The organism is Streptomyces subrutilus, assembly GCF_008704535.1.
Lineage (GTDB): Bacteria > Actinomycetota > Actinomycetes > Streptomycetales > Streptomycetaceae > Streptomyces > Streptomyces subrutilus.
Genome location: NZ_CP023701.1, coordinates 2831985 through 2853180 on the forward strand (window position 1 = coordinate 2831985; position 21196 = coordinate 2853180).

Below are 21196 nucleotides of genomic sequence, written 5' to 3' on the forward strand. Positions count from 1 at the left end.
GGACCCGCCTGCGATACTTCGCCGCCGCTCCCGGCGAACGGGCTCCGCTTTCTTTGACGCACATCACATGTGTGCCCGCCGCCCGGTCCGCCATGCTGGCCCTTGCACCGGCAAGTACCGGCCGGTAGCCAAGCCCGCGACGAAGGGGGACCCCCTGCCATGGCCGACAGCGTGCTCTACGAAGTGACCGACGGACTCGCCACCATCACGATCAACCGTCCGGACGCGATGAACGCGATGAACACCGAGGCCAAGGTCGCCCTGCGCGACGCGGTCCGGGCGGCGGAGCAGGACACCGCGGTGCGCGCGGTCCTGCTGACGGCCGCCGGCAACCGCGCCTTCTGCGTCGGCCAGGACCTCAAGGAGCACATCGGCAACCTCGCGGCGGACCGCGAGGGGGGTTCCTCGCTCACCATGAGCACCGTCGCCGAGCACTACAACCCCATCGTCCGGGCCCTGGCCGGGATGCCCAAGCCGGTGGTGGCCGGGGTGAACGGGGTGGCGGCCGGGGCGGGCTTCGGCTTCGCGCTCGCCGCGGACTTCCGCGTCGTCGCCGACACGGCCTCCTTCACCACCTCCTTCGCGGGGGTCGCCCTGACGGCCGACTCCGGGGTGTCCTGGACTCTGCCGCGCCTGATCGGCGCCTCCCGCGCGTCCGACCTGCTGCTGTTCCCGCGCCCGGTCCGCGCCCAGGAGGCGTTCGAGCTGGGCATCGCCAACCGCCTGGTGCCCTCGGAGTCACTGCACGCCGAGGCCGAGGCGCTCGCCCGCACGCTGGCGGCCGGTCCGACCGTGGCGTACGCGGCGCTGAAGGAGTCCCTGGCGTACGGGGCGGCGCACTCGCTGTCGCAGGCGCTGGACCGCGAGGACGCGCTGCAGACCCGTGCGGGCGCCTCCGAGGACCACGCGATCGCCGTCCAGGCCTTCCTCGACAAGCGGCCGCCCCGGTACCTGGGCCGCTGAACCGGCGCTCTCCCGCGGCGCTCAGGCCCCGCGGGAGACGCAGTCCGCCAGGTGGTCGTCGACCAGTCCGCAGGCCTGCATGAGGGCGTAGGCGGTGGTCGGGCCGACGAAGCGGATGCCCGCCTTCTTCAGGGCCTTGGCCAGTGCGGTGGATGCGGGGGTCACCGCGGGAACGTCGGCGGTGGTCCGCGGGGCCGGACCCGGCTCCTCGGGGGCGTACGACCAGATGAGGGTGTCCAGTTCGCCCGGCTCCCAGTCGGCCAGCACCTTCGCGTTGGCCAGGGTGGCGTCGATCTTGGCCCGGTTGCGGATGATCCCCTCGTCGGCGAGGAGCCGCTCCGCGTCGGCCGGGCCGAACGCGGCCACCTTCGCGATCTCGAAGGAGGCGAAGGCGGTACGGAACCCCTCCCGCCGGCGCAGGATCGTCAGCCAGGACAGCCCCGACTGGAAGGCCTCCAGGCACAGCCGCTCGTACAGCGCGTCGTCGCCGTGGACCGGACGGCCCCACTCCGTGTCGTGGTACGCGACGTAGTCCGCCGTCGACAGCCCCCACGGGCAGCGCGGCAGCCCGTCGGGGCCCGCCACGGTACCGGTCACCGTCCGCCGTCCTTGGTGAGGTCGACCCGGTCGGCGTCGGGGGCGCCCGCACCGTCGCCGCCCGCCGCGGCCGTCAGCTCGGCGATCCGCGCGTCGCGCTCCGCCAGCTCGGCCGCGAGGCGCTCCAGTACGTCGTCCACCTCGGCCATCCGGTACCCGCGCGGCGCCACCGGCAGCCGCAGCGCGTCGATGTCCGCCCGGACGACCGGCCGGGTCTCCGGCAGCCCGTCGGCCACCCGGTCCGGCTCCGCTTCCGGCAGGACGGCTTCCGAGCCGCCGCCGATCACCGCGAGGGTGACCGCTGCCACGACCACGACCAGCGCGATCATCAAGAAGAAGAACACGATCAACTCCCCTGAGAGACTTCCGGCCACCAGGTTAAGGTCGCTGGCGAGGCGCGAGGGCCGCCGAAGGAGGAAAGAGCAGGATGCTGCGACTGGGCAGGCGCGAGTTCGACACCCACGAGCCGGTGATCATGGCCATCGTGAACCGGACTCCCGACTCCTTCTACGACCAGGGCGCGACGTTCCGCGACGAGCCGGCGCTGGACCGGGTGGAGCGGGCGGTGGCCGAGGGCGCCGCCATCGTCGACATCGGCGGAGTGAAGGCGGGCCCGGGCGAGCACGTGGACGCGGCCGAGGAGGCCCGGCGCACGGTGGGCTTCGTGGCCGAGGTGCGCCGCCGCCACCCGGACGTGGTGATCAGCGTGGACACCTGGCGGCACGAGGTCGGCGAGGCCGTGTGCGAGGCGGGCGCGGACGTGCTGAACGACGCGTGGGGCGGGGTGGACCCGAAGCTGGCGGAGGTCGCCGCCCGGTACGGCGCGGGCCTGGTCTGCACCCACGCGGGCGGGGCCGAGCCGCGCACCCGGCCGCACCGGATCGCGTACGAGGACGTGATGGCGGACATCCTGCGGGTGACGGTGGGCCTGGCCGAACGCGCCGCGGCCCTCGGCGTGCCGCGCGAGTCGATCATGATCGATCCGGGTCACGACTTCGGGAAGAACACCCGGCACTCCCTGGAGGCCACCCGCCGGCTGCCGGAGATGGCCGACACGGGCTGGCCGGTGCTGGTCTCCCTGTCGAACAAGGACTTCGTCGGCGAGACCCTCGACCGGCCGGTCAAGGAGCGGCTGCTCGGGACGCTGGCGACGACGGCCGTCTCGGCCTGGCTGGGCGCCCGGGTCTACCGGGTCCACGAGGTGGCGGAGACCAGGCAGGTGCTGGACATGGTCGCCTCGATCGCGGGCCACCGACCCCCGGCGGTCGCCCGGCGCGGCCTGGCCTGACCCGGTCCCGGCCGGGCCGCGGGCGGCAGCTGCTGCCGGCTCCGCGTCCCGGACCGCCGGGCCGGTCGGCCGGTCCTACTTCCCGACTTCCTTCGTCACCAGCGCGATGGCCTCGTCCACGTCGTCCGTGACGTGGAACAGGTAGAGGTCCTTCTCCGAGGCCTTGCCCTGCGCGATCACCGTGTCGCGCAGCCAGTCGATCAGGCCGCTCCAGTACGCCGTGCCGAACAGCACGATCGGGAAGCGGGTGATCTTCTGGGTCTGCACCAGGGTCAGCGCCTCGAACAGCTCGTCGAGCGTGCCGAGGCCGCCCGGCAGGACCACGAAGCCCTGGCTGTACTTCACGAACATCGTCTTGCGGACGAAGAAGTACCGGAAGTTCAGCCCGAGGTCGACGTGCTCGTTGAGCCCCTGTTCGAAGGGGAGCTCGATGCCGAGCCCGACGGAGATGCCGCTGCCCTCCCGGGCGCCCTTGTTGGCCGCCTCCATGGCGCCCGGACCGCCGCCGGTGATCACCGCGAAACCGGCGTCGACCAGGGCCCGCCCGATCCGTACGCCGGCCTCGTACTCCGGCGAGTCCACCGGGGTCCGCGCCGAGCCGAACACGCTGATCGCGGGCGGCAGCTCGGCGAGCGTGCCGAAGCCCTCGATGAACTCCGACTGGATGCGCAGGACCCGCCAGGGATCGGTGTGCACCCATTCGGAGGGCCCGGCCGAATCCAGCAGCCGCTGGTCCGTCGTACTGCCCGCCTGCACCTGGCTCCGCCTCCTCAGCACCGGCCCGAGCTGCTGCTCCTCGGGCCGACGCGCGGAACCTTCGGGGTTGCCCATGACGTGCTCCCTCCTGCTGATCGTTGGATCAGGGTAGGCGCACGAAGGTGACGAGCAGCGGAATTCAGTCGGTCAGCCAGGAACGGAGTCGTTCTTCGCAGTGCAGGATCGCCTTCGTCTCGACGCGTTCGTCGACCTTGTGCGCCAGCAGCGCGTCGCCCGGGCCGTAGTTGACGGCCGGGACGCCCAGCGCGCTGAAGCGCGCGACGTCCGTCCAGCCGAACTTCGGCATGGCGCGGCCGCCGACCGCCGCCATGAAGGCCGCGGCGGCGGGGTGGGCGAGCCCCGGGAGCGCGCCGCCCGAGGAGTCGTCGACCACGAACTCGGCGACGTCGCAGTCGGCGAAGACCTCCCGCACGTGCGCGAGCGCCTCGGCCTCGCTGCGGTCGGGGGCGTAGCGGAAGTTGACGGTGACCGTGCACGCGTCGGGGATGACGTTGTTGGCGACGCCGCCCTCGATGCGGACGGCGTTGAGGCCCTCGTGGTACTCCAGGCCGTCGATGAGCGGCCTGCGCGGCTCGTACGCCGCGAGCTTCGCCAGGATCGGGCCGGCGGTGTGGATCGCGTTGGACCCCATCCAGCTGCGGGCGGAGTGGGCGCGTTCGCCGGCGGTGCGCAGCAGGACGCGCAGGGTGCCCTGGCAGCCGCCCTCGACCTCGGCGTCGGAGGGCTCCAGCAGGACCGCGAAGTCGCCGGTGAGCCAGTCCGGATGGGCCTCGGCGACCTTGCCGAGGCCGTTGAGGTCGGCGGCGACCTCCTCCTGGTCGTAGAAGACGAAGGTGAGGTCCCGGTTGGGCTCGGGCACGGTGGCGGCGATGCGCAGTTGCACGGCCACCCCCGACTTCATGTCCGTCGTGCCGCAGCCCCACAGGACGTCGTTCTCGTCGAGCCGCGAGGGGACGTTGTCGGCGATCGGCACGGTGTCGAGGTGGCCCGCGAGCACGACGCGCTCGGCGCGGCCCAGGTGCGTGCGGGCGACGACGTTGTTGCCGAAGCGGTCCACGGTGAGGTGCGGCAGGGCGCGCAGCGCGTGTTCCACGAGGTCGGCGAGCAGCTTCTCGTCGCCGCTCACGGAAGGGATGTCGACGAGCCGGGCGGTCAGCTCGGCGGCGTCCAGGGTGAGGTCCAGCTCGGATTCGGCCATGCACCCGACCCTAACGCCCCGGGCCCCGCCGGGGCCGTGTCGTCCGGCCGGTGGACGCGACATGTGCCTCAAGTACGGTGGGCCGGTGTCCGAGACCCGTCGTCCCCGCCCCCGCCGCCGCAGGCTCCTGCGCGCGGCCGTCGGCTTCCTGGTCCTGCTCGCGGTCGTCGGGTACGCCGCCGTGCAGCGGTACTACAACGGCGGGGGCGCCCCGTACTGCGTCGCGCGGGCCGCGGGGGCGGGTGCCGGGCCGGGCGCGGCCGGCGGGACGTACGAGCTGACGCCGGAGCAGGCGGCGAACGCGGCCACGATAGCCGCGGTCGGCATCGTGCGGGGGCTGCCGGACCGGGCGGTGACGATCGCGCTGGCCACGGCCATGCAGGAGTCGGCGCTGCGCAACCTCGACCACGGGGACCGCGATTCGCTGGGCCTGTTCCAGCAGCGGCCCTCCCAGGGCTGGGGCGCGCCGGAACAGGTCATGGACCCGGTCTACTCGGCCGGGGTCTTCTACGACCGTCTCGCCGAGGTGCCGAGGTACGCGGAGCTCCCGCTCGCGGAGGCGGCGCAGACGGTGCAGCGCAGCGGCTTCCCGGACGCGTACGCGAAGCACGAGCCGGACGCGGCCGTGCTGACGGCGGCCATCGGCGGGGCGGGTTCCCTGTCCTGTTCGGGCCCCGAGGCCGCGGCGGGCGATCCGCAGAAGGTGCGTGCGGAGCTGTCCCGGACCTTCGGCGCGCAGGCGCTGGCCGGCGGCGGCGACGGACGGCCCGGCGTCACCGGGGCGGACGGGGCGGACGGGGCGCGCGAGGCCGAGGTGAACCTGCGGCTGGACGGCGGCGGCGCGGCCGAGGTGCGGCGCGGGCGGGCGATGGCGCAGTGGGCGGTGGCCCGCTCCGGGGAGCTGGGGATCGCGCGGGTCTCGTACGCGGGCGGCGCGTGGGCCGCCGGCCTCTCGGGCGCCGCGTGGCAGCCGTCGGGCGGCGACGGGACGGGCGGGCGGCACGCGTCCGGGGCGGGCGAGATCCGGATCTTCGTGGCCCGCTGAGCGGCCGCCGACCGGCCCCGGAGCACCCGGGCGTGCGTGCGAGACGTCACCCGTGCGGGGGTGGCCGCGGCGTCGCGCCGACAGGTCCGCGTGCACGGGAAGCCCTGGTGGGAGCGGGTGCGATGCGTTTGTCACGGAAGCCGATAAAACGATGCGTTGCCGATCCTTTACCCGCGACCTGCGCAACCCGACCCACCCCGCGGGCGGTTGTACACGGCGTACGCAGCCGCTACCGCTTAGGAGCAACATGTCCCTCCCCCTGACCCGCCGGATCGCCCGTGCCGCGCTGCTCCTCGCAGCCGGGGCGGCGCCCGTGGTCGGTGCGGCCGGCGCGGCCAGCGCCGCGGGCCTGGAGTCCGTGCCGCAGCTTCCGCAGCTGAACGCGCTCACCGCCCCGGACACCGCCGACGCCTCGGCCGCCACGGACACCGTGACGCGCACGGCCACCCAGGCCGTGCCGGCCGCCGCGCCCGCCACCGACCTGGCCGGCAGCGCCGGGCAGATGCTCGGCGGCCTGCCCACCGCGCAGCAGCTGCCGGTGGGCCAGCTCCCCACCGGCGGGCTGCCGCTGGCGGGTCTGCCGCTCGGCGGCTGACCCGCCCCGCGCGCGGGGCGCGGAAGACTCCGAAGGGGCCGGGAGCACGAACTCCCGGCCCCTTCGGGCTGTCCGGCCGGGCCCGGCGGTACTGCCGGGGCCGGGCTCAGGCCAGGCGCTTGACGGCCGCCTCGACACGCTCGTCGGTGGCGGTGAAGGCCACCCGGACGAACCGCGCGCCCGCCTCGCCGTAGGTGTCGCCGGGCGCGACCAGGATGCCGAGACCCGCGAGGTGGGCGACGGTGTCCCAGCAGGGCTCGTCGCGGGTCACCCACAGGTAGAGGCTGGCCTCGCTGTGCTCGACGCGGAAGCCGTGGGCCTCCAGGGCGGTGCGCAGGGCCGCACGGCGGGCGGCGTAGCGCTCGCGCTGCTCGGCCACGTGCGCGTCGTCGCCGAGCGCGGCCACGGTGGCCGCCTGCACGGGCGCGGGGGTCATCATCCCGCCGTGCTTGCGGATCTGCAGCAGCTCGCCGAGGACGTCCGCGTCGCCGGCGGCGAAGGCGGCCCGGTAGCCGGCCAGGTTGGACCGCTTGGACAGCGAGTGCACCGCGACGAGGCCCTCGTAGGAGCCGCCGCACACGTCGTCGTGGAGCACCGAGACCGGCTCCGCCTCCCAGCCCAGTTCCAGGTAGCACTCGTCGCTGAAGACCAGGACTCCGTGCGCGCGCGCCCAGGCCACGATCCGGATCAGCTCCTCCTTCGGGAGGACCTTGCCGGTGGGGTTGGAGGGGGAGTTGAGCCACAGCAGCTTCAGGCCGGCCGGGTCGAGCGCGGTCGGGTCGTCGTACACCACGGGCTCGGCCCCGCACAGCCGCGCGCCGACCTCGTACGTGGGGTAGGCGAGCCGGGGGTAGGCGACCTCGTCGCCCGCGCCCAGGCCCAGCTGGGTCGGCAGCCACGCCACCAGTTCCTTGGAGCCGACGACCGGCAGGACGTTGTGGTGCCCGACGCCGCTCGCGCCGAGCCGGCCGCGCACCCAGCCCGTGATCGCGTCGCGCAGGGCGGCCGTGCCCCACACCGTCGGGTAGCCCGGGGAGTCGGCGGCGCCGGCGAGGGCGCGCTGGATCAGCTCGGGGACCGGGTCCACGGGGGTGCCGATCGACAGGTCGACGATGCCGTCCGCGTGGGCCGCCGCCGTGGCCTTGTACGGCTCCAGCTTGTCCCAGGGGAAGACGGGAAGACGGTCGGATACTGCGGCCACGGTGTCTCTGCTCTCTGCCTGGAGGGGGCGGGGGCGCCCCGGGAACGGGAAGCGGCGGCGCTCGCCGGAAACACCTCGGTCCCGTGCGGCGGGCAGGCCGTACGGGACCGGGGGGCGTGTCCGACGTGAAGGGTCAGTGCTCGCCGTTGATGCCGGCGGGAAGCCCCGCGACGAAGGGGTGGTCGCGCTCGATCAGGCCGAGCTTGGAGGCACCACCGGGCGAACCGAGCTCGTCGAAGAACTCGACGTTCGCCTTGTAGTAGTCCTTCCACTCCTCCGGGGTGTCGTCCTCGTAGAAGATGGCCTCGACCGGGCAGACCGGCTCACACGCACCACAGTCGACGCACTCGTCCGGGTGGATGTACAAGGACCGCTGGCCCTCGTAGATGCAGTCGACGGGGCACTCTTCGATGCATGCCTTGTCCTTGACGTCGACACAAGGCTCCGCGATGACGTAGGTCACGCTCTCGTTCCTCCTCGGTAGGGCTTTCCATATCGCGCGGGAGCGCGGCGTCGTCGATGCCCGCATCTAGTATCTCCGTTCCCGGGCACGATCCGAACAGGAGGGGCGGACAGAGCTGTGGAAATCACTGCCGGCGGGCTGCTGGAGGTCCGTATCACCCCCGCTGACGTGGGTAAACGAGTCTCTGTACGACGGGTGGAGCCCGGGTCGGGCGGATCGCCCGGTTTCACGGACACGGTCGGCGTTCTCACATCCTGGTACGAGGGTGTGCTGCTGATCACACGAAAGGACGGCCGGACCGTCCGCATCGCGCAATCGGCGCTGGTCGCGGGCAAGGTCGTGCCCCCGGCACCGGCCCGCCGGCGGGGTCCCGCGGCCTCCTTCGAGGAGCTGGCGCGGGTCACCGCGCGGGCCTGGCAACCGCTGGAGAGCGAGGCGCTGGGCGACTGGACGCTGCGGGCGACCGCCGGTTTCACCCGCCGGGCCAACTCGGTGCTGCCGCTCGGCGACCCCGGGATACCGGTGGAGGAAGCACTCGCGCGGGTGACGTCCTGGTACGCGCGCCGGGGCCTGCCGGCCTACGTGCAGGCCGCGACGGGCGCCGCCGGCACGCAGGAGCTCCTCTGCGCGGAGCTGGAGCGGCTGGGCTGGGCCGCGGAGGTCTCGGCGCAGGTGCGGATCGCCGCGCTGGCCCCGGTGGGCGACGTGGACGCCCCGGCGGCCGGGGCCGTACGGCTGACGCGCACCCCGGGCGAGGAGTGGCTCGGGCGCTACGGGAAGGTCGGCGATCCGGAGCCGGCCCGGCGGATGCTGGTGGCGGGGCCGTCGGTGTGGTTCGCGTCGCTGGACGGGGGCCGGGCCGTCGGCCGGTGCGTGGTGGACGGCCGGTGGGCCGGCTTCGCGGCGGTGGCGGTCGATCCGGCGCACCGGCGGGAGGGCCTGGCGACGGCGGTGATGGCGGCGCTGGCGCGCCGGGCGCTGGAGGAGGGCGCGTCGGCGGCCTGGCTCCAGGTGGAGGCGGACAACGCGGGGGCGCGGGCGCTGTACGACGGACTGGGCTTCGCCACGCACCACGCCTACCACCACTTCCGGGCGGCGGCGTGATCTCCGCGGGGCGGGAGCGGTTCGCGGCGGAGGCGCGCTCGGAGCGGCCGGACCTGGCGCTGCTGTGCCTGCTGCTGGCCGCGGAGGGCGATCCGGAGCTGGACGAACGGGCCCTGGACTGGGCGCAGATCGAGTTGGACCGGCTGGCCGGGATGCTGCCGTACGGGCTGCGCGGCGGCCGTGCCTGGGCCTCGGCGGTCACGGAGCTGCTCGGCGGCCGGCTCGGCTTCCACGGCACCCCGGCCGACTACGACCGGCTGTCGTCCTCGCTGCTGCACGAGGTGCTGAGGCGGCGCAGGGGGCTGCCGATCCTGCTGTCGGTGGTGTGGCTGGAGGTGGCGCGGCGGGCCGGGGCGCCGGTGTACGGGCTCGGGCTGCCGGGCCACTTCGTGGTGGGCTTCGGCGATCCGGAGGAGGGCGTGGTGGTAGACCCGTTCGCGGGCGGGGCCTCGCTGGGCGCGGGGCCGGCGGAGCTGGCGCAGGGCCCCCGGACGCCCGCGCGGACCCTGGACGTCGTCCTGCGCATCCTGAACAACATCCGGGCGTGGGCCTCGACGCGTCCGGAGCAGTCCGGGGTGGCGCTGTGGGCGCTGGAGCTGTCGCTGCTGCTGCCGTCGCACCCGGCGTCGCTGCGCTACGAGCGGGCGCGGCTGCTGGTGGAGCGGGGCTCCTTCCGCGAGGGTGCGGCGGAACTGGACGCGTACGCGACGGTGGTGGACGCGATCGACACCGGCGCGGCGGGCCGCATCCGCGCGGAGGCCGCCTCCGCCCGGGCCCTGCTGAACTGACCCGCCCCGGCCCGCGGCCCCGGCGGTGCGCCGGCGGCGCGTCCCCGCCCGGCGGCGCCCGCGTACCGGACGTACGCGGGCGGCCCCGCGGCGAGGTGCGGTGCGGTGCGGTGCCGGGCAGCGGGTCCGGCACCGCGCGAACGGGACCGCCTGGGTCGTCTCTTTCGGATCTTGTCGGCCGAGCCCGCGGCGTCTGGTGCCGTGCCTGGGCGTGCTGCCGGGGCGCTCGCGTACTGGACGTACGTGGTCGCCTCGGCAGTGCGGCCAGGCACGGTGCCAGGCGTCGCGGGCCCGGCACGATCCGAAAGAGACGACCTAGCCCGCGTTGGTGTCGATGACCGCGGTCCGCTCCGCCGGGGTCTTGCCGCGCAGGGCCTCGCCGAGGGCTCCGGCGACGTCCTGCGGGGTGACGGCGGTCTTGGCGCCGGTGCCCCGGGTGATCAGGATGCCGTCGAAGGTGTTCCCGTAGGTCTCCTTGAGGACCTCCAGGTCGAACTTGGGCACCAGGTGGCCGTCCACCGGCTGCATGCTCAGGATGCGCGGCAGGGACCGGCTGCCGAAGGGCAGGGACTTGGCGCCGGCCTTGACGGTGGCGTTGCCCGACATCGCCGGCTCGGCGAACTCCTTCATGGCCCGGTCGAGTTCGGCCTGGTCGATGGTGGGCGCCTTGGCGGTGACGGGCAGTTCGACCGGGGCCGCCTTGCCGTCGGCCACCATCGCGCGGAAGGCCTTGGAGACGAGTTCGGCCGAGGCGTCCGCGTCGAGCGTGGTGCCGGGCTTGCCGGCGACGGCGACGGCCTTGCCGGTGTCGAAGGTGATGGTGCCCTCGGTGACCGTGCCGGCCGTGCCCGCGAGCTCTTGGAGCGCGACCTGGAGCTTCTCGTCGTCGACCGGCATCACCGGCTCCGCGGTGCGCTCCTCGCCGAGGAGGGAGCCGATGACGGTGACGGGGTTGTAGTCGCTGCCCGCCGCGTTGCGCACGGTGGTCTGGCTGTCGAGGGTCAGGCCGGCCTTCTCGGGCTTCAGTTCGACCTGCTTGCCGCCGACCGTCAGCTGGAGCGGCGCGGTGGCTCGGGCGCCGAAGGCGTTCTGCAGCTTGGCCACGGCCTCGTCGCGGCTGCCGCTGATGTCGACGCCGAGGACGGTGGTGCCCTTGGGCACGTCGGAGTGGTTCAGGAGCAGTCCGGCCCCGTAGGCCACGCCGAGGACGCCGACGATCCCGACGCCGAGGAGGACCAGCTTGGAGCGGCCCTTCTTGGCGGCCTTGGCGGGTGCGGCCTTCTGCTTCGGCGGCGCGGGCCGGGCGGCGGCGGGCGACGGGGCCGGTGCGGGCGACGGGGCCGGTGCGGGGCCGTCGAGCCCGGGTCCGGGCCAGCGGCCGTCGCCGCGGGGGGCGTCGTACGCGCCGGGAGGACCGCCGGCGGGGCCACCGGCGGGACCACCCGCCGGGCCGTCCCCGGGACCGGCTCCGAAGCCGGGGCCGCCGGTGGGTCCGGCGGGGCCGCCGCCGTACGCGGGGAACGCCTCGGTGACGGGGTCGGCGCCGGCTCCGTCACCCGGGTAGCCGGGGAAGCCCTGGGGCGCGCCGGCGCCGGGGCGCGGGCCGGGCGCGGCGGCGGACCCCGGCGGCACGAAGTTCGGCGCGGGGGCCCCGGTGGCGGGCGACGGAGCGAAGCCCGCGCCCGGGACCGGTGCGGGGGCCGGGCCGCGTCCGGCGGCGGGGCCGTGCTGCGGTGCGGGGGCGGGCGCCGGAGCGGCGCCGCGCGGGGGTGCGGGTGCGGGGGCCGCGTCGGCCGGGGGCCGGGTGGCGCCCTTGCGGGGGGCGAACCAGTTGCCGGCGGCCTCCCCGCCCTCGCCCCGGTCGCCGGACGGCTCGCGCTCGGCCTCGATCCGGGTCGGCAGGGGCGGCTTGGGCTGCGCCGCGGAGGGCGCCCGCCCGGACGGCGCGGGGGCCGGGTCCTGGTGGGGCCGCGCGGGGTCGGCGTTCGCGTCGTCGGCGCCCATCGGCTTGCGCACGACCACCGGCGGGATCGGCCGGGAACCCGGGATGTTGATCCGGATCCGGGTCGTCAGGGTGGTCTCGGTCTTGGGCCCGTCGGATTCGGGCGTGGACGGGTTCGAGGTCACAGGGTTCTCCTCCGGGGCGGTCGTCGCGCCAGGCCCGGGCGGCACAGTCGTGGACGGATACTGGCCGGTTCCATACGGCGGCGTGCCCGAGGGGTACGCGGCTCCACCGCGCCCCTGGGGCCCGGAGGACGAACTGTCGGTTTCACGACTCAAGGCAGGTTCTCCCGGTTGGCTCCGCCGCCCGTCATACCGTGCGCGGGCAGCTCGGCGGCCCGTCCACCATACTGGCCGCCGCCCGTGCACAACTGACCACCGGGAATCAGGGGTTCCTCACGGGCCCCGGCGCACCCCTCCGGCGTGTCCTTCTCGCCCCTGTCCGTCCCGCTTGGGTCCTTCCCCCGACACGGTTCTCCCGCACGTCACTTGGCGGTGCGGGCGTCCGAAACCGGCCGTTGGAGCGGACCGCGCATCGTGGCGCACATCACAGCGAGCACGGTGCCGCCCAAAAGGTAGGCGTACATGCCGATTCCGGACGAACCCAGCAGGAAGTCCCCTTCGGGGCGCGGGATGCTGAGCACCACGTAGGCGAGGAACCAGCCCGCCGCCGCGCCGCCCACGCCCGGGCCCGTCCCGAGGGCGAGCCGTCCGCCGAGGAACAGCCCGAAGAGGGCGAGCAGGCCGAGCAGCAGCCCGCCGGGGAACCAGAGGTCCACCACGAGCCAGCCCGCCGCCCCGGTCACCGCGCCGAGCACCAGCAGGCCGAGGCAGCCGGCGATCCGCGCCGGGTTCAGTGCGGTGCTCACGCGTCCACCCCCGCGAAGAGGTCGCGTTCGCGTTCGCCGGCGGGGGCGCCCGGCCGGCCCGCGACGAGTTCGTAGTACTCGCGGACGAAGAGCGGCTGCCCGAGGTCGTTGGAGAGGGCGAAGAAGGGCCCGTCCACGGCGATCTGGGTGGCGTGCGCCCGCATGGCGGCGGTCTTGGCGGCCGCGTGGGCCTCCTCCCCGCCGATCTCGGCGGTGATCCGCCCGTCGTCGACGACGCCGGGCACGTCCTGTGGCGAGGCCGTGCCGGGGAAGGGTCCCGCGCCGCTCGCCCGCAGCCGGGCGAAGCCCTCCTCGGCCACCGAGAGCGGCACCCGGTTCCAGTAGGTCTTCGCGATGCGGTGCGGCTCTCCGGCCCCGGGGCGGTGGCCGGGGTCGGCGGCCAGTTCGGCGGCGCGGGTCGCGACGCGGTGGGCCTGGATGTGGTCGGGGTGGCCGTAGCCGCCGTCGGGGTCGTAGGTGACGAGCACCTGCGGCCGCACCTCCCTGATCACCTCGACGAGGTGTCCGGCGGCCTCGTCCACGTCGGCGGACCAGAAGGCTCCGGGGCGGGTGTTCTGGGGCGCGCCCATCATCCCGGAGTCGCGGAAGCGGCCGGCGCCGCCGAGGAACCGGTGGTCGGTGACGCCCAGTTCGGCCATGGCGGCGGCGAGTTCGCCGACGCGGTGGGGTCCCAGGGCGTCGTCGCGGTCGGCGGCCAGGTGGGCGAGGCCGGGCGGGATGACCTCGCCCTCTTCGCCGAGGGTGCAGGTCACCAGGGTGACGTGGGCCCCCTCGGCCGCGTACTTGGCCATGGTGACGCCGTTGTTGATCGACTCGTCGTCGGGGTGCGCGTGCACGAGCAGCAGACGACGGGCGGGAAGACCGTTCATGGGGCAAGCGTAGGCCGAGCGGCCCGGAACCCTAGAACTTGAGCCCGCTGATCATGCTGGCCACGTTGGACGTGAGCTGGCTGAGGGTCGGGGCGATGGTGGAGCTCGCCAGGTAGAAGCCGAGCAGGACACAGACCACCGCGTGTCCCGCCTTCAGGCCCGACCTTCGGACCAGCAGGAAGACGACGATCGCCAGCAGCACCACGGCCGAGATCGAGAGTGCCACGGCGTTTCACCTCCACGTCGAGCGGACATCGGTACGCGTATCTGTGCTCGGCGAGAGTCATACCCACCATGCGCTACGAATCATAACTATCCGTGCCACTGGACCGGTCGAATTCCGGCAGCGCGAGGGGCGTACGCGGCGCACGGTCGGGGTCACGGGGGAGGCCGACCGGACAGGCTGAGCGCCCGTCCGGCCGGCTCTCGGCACCCGCACGGCCGCACCGGACCCAGGCTGCACGGTCCAGATCTCGGGGCAGAAACGGTCAAGTTGCCCCTGTGTTAACACTGTTGGGGTACCCGATCACCGCTCCGGGGGGTGCCGCGCGGGGTGGCGAGAAATGATCGCTCCGGCGCGGCCCCGCGCCGGCCTCCCGTCCGCTCTGCGGTGTCCCCCGTCCGCCTACCGGTGCCGGCCTTCCGCACACTTCCGCTAGGGCCCCGCTTCCTCCGGCGGCGGGGGGAGCACCCGGCGCTCGGCCGCGAAGTGGCAGGCAGACGGGTGGGCGGCCGGGCCATCGGGGAAGACCGCCGGGACGGCGAGCAGCGGCTCCTCGGAGGCGCAGCGCGGCTGGGCCTTCCAGCAGCGGGTGCGGAAGCGGCAGCCGGAGGGCGGGTTGGCCGGGGACGGGACGTCGCCGCTGAGGATGATCCGGTCGCGGTGGGCGCGGGCCTCGGGGTCCGGGACGGGGACGGCCGACAGCAGGGCCTGGGTGTACGGGTGGGTGGGGTGGTCGTAGATCTGCTCGTCGGTGCCGATCTCCACGACCCGGCCCAGGTACATCACGCCGACCCGGTCGGAGATGTGCCGGACGATGGACAGGTCGTGCGCGATGAACACGTAGGAGAGGCCGAACTCGTGCTGGAGCCGGCCCATCAGGTTGATGACCTGCGCCTGCACGGAGACGTCGAGGGCGGAGACCGGTTCGTCGGCGACGATGACCTCGGGCCGCAGGGCCAGGCCGCGGGCGATGCCGATGCGCTGGCGCTGGCCGCCGGAGAACTGGTGCGGGTAGCGGTTGATGTACTCGGGGTTGAGGCCGACCACGTCGAGCAGGTCCTGGACCTTGCGCCGCCGGTCGCCCTTGGGGGCCACCTCGGGATGGATCTCGTAGGGCTCGCCGATGATGTCGCCGACCGTCATGCGCGGGTTCAGCGAGGTGTACGGGTCCTGGAAGACCATCTGGATGTTGCGGCGGACGGCCTTCAGGGCGCGGCCGGACAGCTTGGTGATGTCCTCGCCCTTGTACGAGATCGCGCCCGAGGTCGGCCGCTCCAGGTTGACGAGCATCTTGGCGACGGTGGACTTCCCGCAGCCGGACTCCCCCACGATGCCCAGGGTCTCGCCGGCCGCCAGCGTGAAGGAGACCCCGTCGACGGCCTTGACGGCGCCGATCTGCTTGCGGAAGACGATGCCCTGGGTCAGCGGGTAGTGCTTCACCAGGCCGGTCACTTCGAGGAGGGGCTCAGCCATGGAGGCACTCCGTCCAGAAGAAGCAGGCACTGGAGCGCTCCGGGGCGACGGGGGCCAGCGGGGGCACCTCGGCCCGGCAGACGGCCCGGGCCATCGGGCAGCGGGGGTTGAAGGCGCAGCCGGGCGGGATGGCCAGCAGGTTGGGCGGCAGGCCCTTGATGGCGTACAGCTCCTGGCCCTTCTGGTCGAGGCGCGGGATGGAGTCCAGCAGGCCGCGGGTGTACGGGTGGGCGGGCGCCCGGTAGATCTCGTGGACGGGAGCGGCCTCGACGATCCGGCCGGCGTACATGACCGCGATCTTGTCCGCGACGTCGGCGACGACGCCGAGGTCGTGGGTGATCAGGATCAGGCCCATGTTCAGCTCGCGCTGGAGCTCGGCCAGCAGGTCCATGACCTGGGCCTGGACCGTCACGTCGAGGGCCGTGGTCGGCTCGTCGGCGATGATCAGCGAGGGTTCCAGGGCCAGCGCCATGGCGATCATGATGCGCTGGCGCATGCCGCCCGAGAACTGGTGCGGGTAGTCGCCCACCCGCTCCTTCGCGGCCGGGATCCTGACCCGGTCCATCAGCTCGACGGCCCTGGCGCGGGAGTCCTTGCGGGACATGCCGCGGTGGACCTCGAACATCTCGCCGAGCTGGGCGCCCACGCTCAGCACGGGGTTGAGGGAGGACAGGGCGTCCTGGAAGATCATGGCCATCTCGGCGCCGCGGATCTTCCGGCGCTCCTCCTCCTTCATCTTCAGGAGGTCCTTGCCCTTGAAGAGGATCTCGCCGCCCGCGATGCGGCCGGGCGGCACGTCGAGGATGCCCATCACGGCCTGCGCGGTGACCGACTTGCCCGAGCCGGACTCGCCGAGCACGGCGAGGGTCTCGCCCTCGTCCACCGAGTAGTCGACGCCGTTGACCGCTTTGGCCACTCCGTCGCGCGTCGTGAATTCCACGTGCAGGTCGCGGACTTCGAGCAGCATGTGCGGGGCTCCTCAGCGCAGCTTGGGGTCGAGGGCGTCGCGCACCGCGTCGCCGAGCATGATGAAGGCGAGCACGGTCAGGCTGAGCGCACCGGCCGGGTAGAGCAGCATGTGCGGGGCGTTGCGGATCTGCGAGGCGGCGTTGGAGATGTCGATGCCCCAGGAGACGGTGGGCGGGCGCAGGCCGACGCCGAGGAAGGACAGGGTGGCCTCCAGGGCGATGTACGTGCCCAGGGCGATGGTGGCCACGACGATGACGGGGGCGACGGCGTTGGGCGCGACGTGCCGCAGCAGCAGGCGGCCGTTGCCGGCGCCCAGGGCGCGGGCGGCCTGGACGTAGTCGTGCTGTTTGGCGGTGATGACCGAACCGCGGGCGATGCGGGCGACCTGCGGCCAGCCGAGCAGCACGATGAAGCCGACGACGGGCCAGACGGTGTCGCTGGTGACGACGGACAGGAAGACCAGGCCGCCGAGGATGACGGGGATGCCGAAGAAGATGTCCGCGACCCGGGACAGCAGCGCGTCCCCCCAGCTGCCGAAGAACCCGGCGAGCCCGCCGAGCGCCGAGCCGAGCAGGGCGGCCCCGAGGGTGGCGCAGATGCCGACGGTGATGGAGGCGCGCGCGCCGTAGACGGTACGGGTGTACACGTCGCAGCCCTGGGTGTCGTAGCCGAAGGGGTGTCCGGGCGACGAGCCGTCCTGGGACTTGGACAGGTCGCACTGGAGCGGGTCGCCGCTCGCGATGAGCTGGGGCCAGATGGAGATGACGACCAGGAAGAGGATCACCAGGGAGGAGATGAGGAAGACGGGGTTGCGGCGCAGTTGGTGCCAGGCGTCGGACCACAGGGAGCGGGCCTTCTGCTGCGCTCCGGTGCCGGCCGCCGGCCCCGGGCCCGGGCCCTTGTCCAGGCTTTCGGCCTCTTCCAGGGCCAGGTCCATCGCGCCGCCCTGTCCGGTCGGGGAGATCGCCTCGCGGGGCCGGGGGCCGACCGGGTCGTAGGCGCCGTGGTCCTCGCGCTCGGGCTCAGGCATAACGGATCCTCGGGTCCAGGACCGCGTAGAGCAGGTCGACGAGCAGGTTCGCCAGCAGGAAGACGATGACGAGGATGGTGACGAAGCCGACGACGGTGGGGGCGTTGTTGCGCAGGATGCCCTGGTACAGCTGGTAGCCGACGCCGTGGATGTTGAAGATGCGCTCGGTGACGATGGCCCCGCCCATCAGGGCGCCGATGTCGGTGCCGATGAAGGTGACCACGGGGATCAGGGAGTTGCGCAGCAGGTGGCGGGTGGTGACCCGGCGGCGCGGCAGGCCCTTGGCCACGGCCGTGCGCACGTAGTCCGCCCTGACGTTCTCGGCGATCGAGGTGCGCGAGAGCCGGGTGACGTAGGCGAGCGAGACCAGGGCCAGCACGATGCCGGGGAGGATCAGCTCGTCGAAGGGGGCCTCCGGGGAGACGGTGGGGCGGACCCAGCCCCATTTGACGCCGAAGAGGTACTGGAGCAGGTAGCCGGTCACGAAGGTCGGCACCGAGATGACGATCAGGGTGAGGACCAGCACGCCGCTGTCGACGGCCTTGCCGCGGCGCAGCCCGCTGACGACGCCGAGGGTGATGCCGACGACGATCTCGATGACGATCGCGATGGCCGTCAGCCGCAGGGTGACGGGGAAGGCCGAGGCCATCAGCGAGGTGACGCTCTGGCCGTTGAAGGCGGTGCCGAAGTCGCCCTGGAAGATCTGGCCCATGTAGTGCAGGTACTGCTTCCACAGGGGCTGGTCGAGGTACAGGTCCTTGCGGATGCGCGCGGCGGTGGCGGGGTCGGGGGCCTTGTCTCCGAAGAGGGCCGCGACCGGGTCGCCGAGTGCGTACACCATGAAGAAGATCAGGAACGTGCTGCCGATGAACACCGGGATCATCTGGAGCAGCCGCCGGATCACATAACGTCCCATGGACTGCTCCAGGATCGATCCGTCGGGAGGTCAGCTGACCTTGATCTGGTCGTAGACCGGGACGCTGAACTGGTTGAGGGCCACGTCGGTGAGCCGCTCGGAGTAGCCGGCGCTGCCGTTCTGGTACCAGAGCGGGATGGACGGCATCTGCTCGGCGAGGATCTTCTCGGCGTCGCGGAAGGTCGCGGTCGCCTTGGCCGCGTCGGACTCCTGGTTGGCCTGGTCGACGAGCTTGTCGAACTCCGGGTTGCTGAACTTGCCGTAGTTCGAGGAGGCGCCCGTGTAGTACAGCGGCTCCAGGAAGTTCTGGATCAGCGGGTAGTCGGCCTGCCAGCCGGAGCGGAAGGGGCCGGTCAGCTTGAAGGCGCTCTGCTGGTTGCGGAAGTCGGCGAAGGTGCCGATGGGGTTGACCGTGCAGACCGGGCCCTCGCCGAGGGCGTTGTTGACGCTGTTGCAGACGGCGTCCATCCACTCGCGGTGCGAGCCGGTGTCCACGTTGGAGGTCAGGGTGACCTTGCCGCCGGGCAGTCCGCCGCCCTCCTGGACCAGCTTCTTGGCCTCGGCCGGGTCGAAGGCGCAGGCCTCGCCGCAGACGGTGGCGGAGAAGCCGCCCTTGTCGCCGAGGGCGGGCGAGGTCCAGTCCTTGGCGGGGGTGCGGGTGTCGCGGAAGATCTGCTTGGTGATCTCGTCGCGGTTGATGGCGCGCGAGATGCCCTGGCGGACCTTCTCCATGCCCGCCTTGCTCCACTGCGGGTCGTAGAGCGGGAAGGTGAGGGTCTGGATGATCAGGGCCGGCTGGTTGATGTAGCGGTCGCCGAGGTCGTTCTGGACGTTCTTCAGCTGCTGCGCCGGCACGTCGTCGACGAGGTCGAGGTTGCCGGAGATCAGGTCGGTGTAGGCGGTGTTGTTGTCGGTGTAGACCTTGAGGTCCACGCCGCCGTTCTGCGCCTTGTCCGCGCCGGGGTACCCGTCCCACTTGCGCAGCTTCATCCCGGTGCCCTTGGTGTAGGAGTCCACCGTGTACGGGCCGTTGCCGACGGGCTTGTTCAGCCAGCCGGAGTGGTCGGTGAAGAAGCTCTTGGGCAGGGGGGAGAAGGCCTGGTAGCCGAGGGTCTCGGGCCAGGTGGAGAACTTCCCCTTGAGGGCCACCGTGAAGGTCTTGGCGTCCTTGACGACCAGGCCGCTCATCGTCTTCGTCCTGGGGTCGCCGGTCTTGGGGTGCAGGGCGTCGTAGCCGACGATGTCCGAGAAGAACGGCGCGTTGTTCTGCTTGTTGCGGACGTCCGCCCCGTAGTTCCAGGCGTCCACGAAGGACTGGGCGGTGACGGGCTCGTCGTTGCTGAACTTCCAGCCGTCCTTCAGCGTGATCGTGAAGTTCTGGCTGTCCGTCGTCTCGATCTTCTCGGCGAGCATGTTGTTCGCCGCGCCGGTCTTCGGGTCGTAGCGCTTCAGACCGCGGAAGAGCATGTCGAGGACCTTGCCGCCCTGCACCTCGTTGGTGTTGGCCGGCTCCAGCGGGTTCTGCGGGTCGCCCCACGAGGAGCTGATGACGCCCGCGCCCTCGCCGCCGCCTCCGCCGCCGTCGCCGCCGCCGCAGGCCGTCGCCGCGAGGGCGACGGCCATCGCACATGCGGCCCACTTGGCGTGGGTGGCTCCGCGCATGGAGTGCCTCCTCTGGGTCCCGAAACTCGTTCAGGGGCCTATGTCACCCCATGAGCCGCCCGGCACACTCCCCGTTGGACCGATTGCACCCCCGCGTCACGCCCCTGTCACCCCTGCGGGTGCAAAGGCAGCTCCCAGGTGTCCACCGCGTAGTGCAGGCCCATGCCGTGCGCCTCGTAGAGCGCCAGCGCGCCGGTTTCGTTGCGGGTGTCCACGCCGAGGCCGACCGTGTCCCGGCCGCGGGCCGCGTGGACGGCGAAACCGTGGCGGAGCAGGAAGCCCCCGATGCCGCGGCCGCGCAGCCGCTCCCGCACGCCGAGGTGGCTGACCCAGGCCATGCTCGTACGGTCGTCCCGGGTGAGCAGCACGGCGGCGTCCCCCTCCCCCGGCAGGCTCGCGATCCACACGAGGGACCAGTCGAGCGCCCGGGCGTCCAGGTGGTCGAGCCAGGGCCCGTACGCGCGCTGTACGTGCCCGAAGTGCCCCGCGAAGGTCTCCTCCACCAGGGCGTGGGCGCGGCGGCGGTCGGCCTCGTCGCCGCCGCAGTGGCGCAGGACGAGGCCGGCGGGCGGGGCGGGCGGCAGGTCGACGGTCGGGGACAGGGCGCGGGTCATGACCTGGTGGCGGCGGACGGGCCGGTAGCCGCGCCCGGTGAGGAGGGCCGGGTCCAGGATGGGGACCACGTTGAGCTGGAGCCGCAGCGTGCCGCCCGGCGCCCCGGCGGCCAGCTTGCGGGCCCGCGCCTCCATGCGCTCCATCAGCAGCCGGGCGGCCGCGGGCCGGCCGGGCAGCACGTAGTGGTCCCCGTCGACGCGGCCGGGCCCGGAGTCGGCCCAGACCAGGGCGTACCCGATCAGCCGGCCCCCCTCGAAGGCGAGCCAGGTGTCGGTGGCGAGGTCGACGTCGGGGTGGCGCAGATCGGCCTCGACGGTGCCGAGGTCGGTCTCCGGGCGGCCGATCTCGATCATGTCGACGGCGTTGAGCAGGGCGCAGATGTCGGACGCGTCCCCGGGTCCGGCGGGCCGGACGGTCAGCATGGCGGTCATCGGCCCACTCTCGGCCCGGCCGCCCGGCGGGTGCAACCGCCCCGCCCGTACGGGGCGTACGCCGAAGCGCCCGGCACCGGAGGATTCCGGTACCGGGC

Annotated in this window: 22 protein-coding genes; 6 read left to right on the plus strand and 16 right to left on the minus strand. The window is 73.3% G+C overall.

Translation table 11 applies throughout. The features are described from left to right. Positions 1 to 159 precede the first annotated feature (159 nt). Positions 160 to 963 carry a 2-cyclohexenylcarbonyl CoA isomerase gene (chcB, locus tag CP968_RS12060; RefSeq protein ID WP_150518013.1) on the plus strand — a complete coding sequence of 268 codons (804 nt, stop codon included), beginning with the start codon at positions 160 to 162 and terminating at the stop codon, positions 961 to 963. Between the two features lie 21 nt (positions 964 to 984). Here the strand turns inward: chcB and CP968_RS12065 are convergent, their stop codons facing one another. Beyond that, entirely contained in the window at positions 985 to 1560 is a 576-nt protein-coding gene (locus CP968_RS12065; protein WP_150518014.1) for a DNA-3-methyladenine glycosylase I, read from the minus strand. Beyond that, entirely contained in the window at positions 1557 to 1910 is a 354-nt protein-coding gene (locus CP968_RS12070; RefSeq protein WP_150521877.1) for a DivIVA domain-containing protein, read from the minus strand. The genes CP968_RS12065 and CP968_RS12070 overlap by 4 nt, the downstream gene beginning before the upstream one ends. 77 nt (positions 1911 to 1987) lie before the next feature. Here CP968_RS12070 and folP point away from each other — a divergent pair, with 77 nt between their 5' ends. Beyond that, complete coding sequence (gene folP / locus CP968_RS12075) at positions 1988 to 2848, plus strand: dihydropteroate synthase (RefSeq protein WP_150518015.1); 861 nt, start codon at positions 1988 to 1990, stop codon at positions 2846 to 2848. A gap of 75 nt (positions 2849 to 2923) precedes the next feature. Here the strand turns inward: folP and CP968_RS12080 are convergent, their stop codons facing one another. Together CP968_RS12080 and dapE are read right to left on the minus strand one after the other, a co-directional pair. Continuing rightward, the gene (locus tag CP968_RS12080) at positions 2924 to 3679 is read right to left on the minus strand and encodes an LOG family protein (RefSeq protein ID WP_150518016.1); all 756 of its coding nucleotides are present in this window, start codon (positions 3677 to 3679) and stop codon (positions 2924 to 2926) included. Between the two features lie 64 nt (positions 3680 to 3743). Further along, on the minus strand, positions 3744 to 4823 hold the full coding sequence (gene dapE / locus CP968_RS12085; protein ID WP_150518017.1) for a succinyl-diaminopimelate desuccinylase: 1080 nt from the start codon (positions 4821 to 4823) through the stop codon (positions 3744 to 3746). 61 nt (positions 4824 to 4884) lie between these two features. Between dapE and CP968_RS12090 the strand changes: the two genes are divergently transcribed. Next, a complete protein-coding gene (locus CP968_RS12090; protein ID WP_150518018.1) occupies positions 4885 to 5868 on the plus strand; it encodes a hypothetical protein in 984 nt (327 codons plus the stop codon). Positions 5869 to 6115: 247 nt separating this feature from the next. Further along, positions 6116 to 6463: an ATP-binding protein gene (locus tag CP968_RS12095; protein WP_150518019.1), complete on the plus strand. Its 348-nt coding sequence runs from the start codon at positions 6116 to 6118 to the stop codon at positions 6461 to 6463. A gap of 106 nt (positions 6464 to 6569) precedes the next feature. Here the strand turns inward: CP968_RS12095 and dapC are convergent, their stop codons facing one another. Together dapC and fdxA are read right to left on the minus strand one after the other, a co-directional pair. After that, positions 6570 to 7664: a succinyldiaminopimelate transaminase gene (dapC, locus tag CP968_RS12100; protein ID WP_150518020.1), complete on the minus strand. Its 1095-nt coding sequence runs from the start codon at positions 7662 to 7664 to the stop codon at positions 6570 to 6572. A gap of 133 nt (positions 7665 to 7797) precedes the next feature. Next, a complete protein-coding gene (gene fdxA, locus CP968_RS12105; RefSeq protein WP_030027294.1) occupies positions 7798 to 8127 on the minus strand; it encodes a ferredoxin in 330 nt (109 codons plus the stop codon). Between the two features lie 117 nt (positions 8128 to 8244). Between fdxA and CP968_RS12110 the strand changes: the two genes are divergently transcribed. Beyond that, entirely contained in the window at positions 8245 to 9231 is a 987-nt protein-coding gene (locus CP968_RS12110) for a GNAT family N-acetyltransferase (RefSeq protein ID WP_150518021.1), read from the plus strand. Then, entirely contained in the window at positions 9228 to 10019 is a 792-nt protein-coding gene (locus CP968_RS12115) for a transglutaminase-like domain-containing protein (protein WP_150518022.1), read from the plus strand. Before CP968_RS12110 ends, CP968_RS12115 begins: the two co-directional genes overlap by 4 nt. 315 nt (positions 10020 to 10334) lie before the next feature. Here CP968_RS12115 and CP968_RS12120 read toward each other — a convergent pair whose 3' ends face one another. The 10 genes from CP968_RS12120 to CP968_RS12170 all read right to left on the minus strand — a co-directional run bounded on the left by CP968_RS12120 (position 10335) and on the right by CP968_RS12170 (position 21098). After that, positions 10335 to 12299 carry a peptidoglycan binding domain-containing protein gene (locus tag CP968_RS12120; protein WP_167536795.1) on the minus strand — a complete coding sequence of 655 codons (1965 nt, stop codon included), beginning with the start codon at positions 12297 to 12299 and terminating at the stop codon, positions 10335 to 10337. A gap of 206 nt (positions 12300 to 12505) precedes the next feature. Further along, positions 12506 to 12889 (minus strand): DUF6113 family protein, encoded by a 384-nt coding sequence (locus CP968_RS12130; RefSeq protein WP_150518024.1) that lies wholly within the window; start codon positions 12887 to 12889, stop codon positions 12506 to 12508. Further along, the gene (gene mshB, locus CP968_RS12135) at positions 12886 to 13779 is read right to left on the minus strand and encodes an N-acetyl-1-D-myo-inositol-2-amino-2-deoxy-alpha-D-glucopyranoside deacetylase (RefSeq protein WP_150518025.1); all 894 of its coding nucleotides are present in this window, start codon (positions 13777 to 13779) and stop codon (positions 12886 to 12888) included. Before mshB ends, CP968_RS12130 begins: the two co-directional genes overlap by 4 nt. A gap of 31 nt (positions 13780 to 13810) precedes the next feature. Next, positions 13811 to 14005, minus strand: a complete 195-nt coding sequence (locus CP968_RS12140) for a hypothetical protein (protein WP_053677094.1) — start codon at positions 14003 to 14005, stop codon at positions 13811 to 13813. Positions 14006 to 14434: 429 nt separating this feature from the next. Beyond that, complete coding sequence (locus CP968_RS12145) at positions 14435 to 15475, minus strand: ABC transporter ATP-binding protein (RefSeq protein ID WP_150518026.1); 1041 nt, start codon at positions 15473 to 15475, stop codon at positions 14435 to 14437. Then, positions 15468 to 16442, minus strand: coding sequence for an ABC transporter ATP-binding protein (locus CP968_RS12150; RefSeq protein WP_150518027.1), 975 nt, complete (start codon positions 16440 to 16442; stop codon positions 15468 to 15470). The genes CP968_RS12145 and CP968_RS12150 overlap by 8 nt, the downstream gene beginning before the upstream one ends. A gap of 12 nt (positions 16443 to 16454) precedes the next feature. Further along, the gene (locus CP968_RS12155; RefSeq protein ID WP_150518028.1) at positions 16455 to 17474 is read right to left on the minus strand and encodes an ABC transporter permease; all 1020 of its coding nucleotides are present in this window, start codon (positions 17472 to 17474) and stop codon (positions 16455 to 16457) included. After that, complete coding sequence (locus CP968_RS12160; RefSeq protein WP_150518029.1) at positions 17467 to 18390, minus strand: ABC transporter permease; 924 nt, start codon at positions 18388 to 18390, stop codon at positions 17467 to 17469. Before CP968_RS12160 ends, CP968_RS12155 begins: the two co-directional genes overlap by 8 nt. Positions 18391 to 18420: 30 nt before the next feature. Further along, positions 18421 to 20052 carry a peptide ABC transporter substrate-binding protein gene (locus CP968_RS12165; protein ID WP_150518030.1) on the minus strand — a complete coding sequence of 544 codons (1632 nt, stop codon included), beginning with the start codon at positions 20050 to 20052 and terminating at the stop codon, positions 18421 to 18423. Between the two features lie 107 nt (positions 20053 to 20159). Next, on the minus strand, positions 20160 to 21098 hold the full coding sequence (locus CP968_RS12170) for a GNAT family N-acetyltransferase (protein WP_150518031.1): 939 nt from the start codon (positions 21096 to 21098) through the stop codon (positions 20160 to 20162). Between the last annotated feature and the right edge of the window lie 98 nt (positions 21099 to 21196).

What these genes read in the sequence shown, in the direction of transcription:
- CP968_RS12165 (WP_150518030.1), bottom strand. Translation starts at nt 20,052, where the DNA reads ATGCGCGGAGCCACCCACGCCAAGTGGGCCGCATGTGCGATGGCCGTC.
- mshB (WP_150518025.1), bottom strand. Translation starts at nt 13,779, where the DNA reads ATGAACGGTCTTCCCGCCCGTCGTCTGCTGCTCGTGCACGCGCACCCC.
- CP968_RS12170 (WP_150518031.1), bottom strand. Translation starts at nt 21,098, where the DNA reads ATGACCGCCATGCTGACCGTCCGGCCCGCCGGACCCGGGGACGCGTCC.
- CP968_RS12080 (WP_150518016.1), bottom strand. Translation starts at nt 3,679, where the DNA reads ATGGGCAACCCCGAAGGTTCCGCGCGTCGGCCCGAGGAGCAGCAGCTC.
- chcB (WP_150518013.1), top strand. Translation starts at nt 160, where the DNA reads ATGGCCGACAGCGTGCTCTACGAAGTGACCGACGGACTCGCCACCATC.
- dapE (WP_150518017.1), bottom strand. Translation starts at nt 4,823, where the DNA reads ATGGCCGAATCCGAGCTGGACCTCACCCTGGACGCCGCCGAGCTGACC.
- CP968_RS12090 (WP_150518018.1), top strand. Translation starts at nt 4,885, where the DNA reads ATGTGCCTCAAGTACGGTGGGCCGGTGTCCGAGACCCGTCGTCCCCGC.
- CP968_RS12145 (WP_150518026.1), bottom strand. Translation starts at nt 15,475, where the DNA reads ATGGCTGAGCCCCTCCTCGAAGTGACCGGCCTGGTGAAGCACTACCCG.
- CP968_RS12160 (WP_150518029.1), bottom strand. Translation starts at nt 18,390, where the DNA reads ATGGGACGTTATGTGATCCGGCGGCTGCTCCAGATGATCCCGGTGTTC.
- folP (WP_150518015.1), top strand. Translation starts at nt 1,988, where the DNA reads ATGCTGCGACTGGGCAGGCGCGAGTTCGACACCCACGAGCCGGTGATC.
- CP968_RS12150 (WP_150518027.1), bottom strand. Translation starts at nt 16,442, where the DNA reads ATGCTGCTCGAAGTCCGCGACCTGCACGTGGAATTCACGACGCGCGAC.
- CP968_RS12095 (WP_150518019.1), top strand. Translation starts at nt 6,116, where the DNA reads ATGTCCCTCCCCCTGACCCGCCGGATCGCCCGTGCCGCGCTGCTCCTC.
- CP968_RS12155 (WP_150518028.1), bottom strand. Translation starts at nt 17,474, where the DNA reads ATGCCTGAGCCCGAGCGCGAGGACCACGGCGCCTACGACCCGGTCGGC.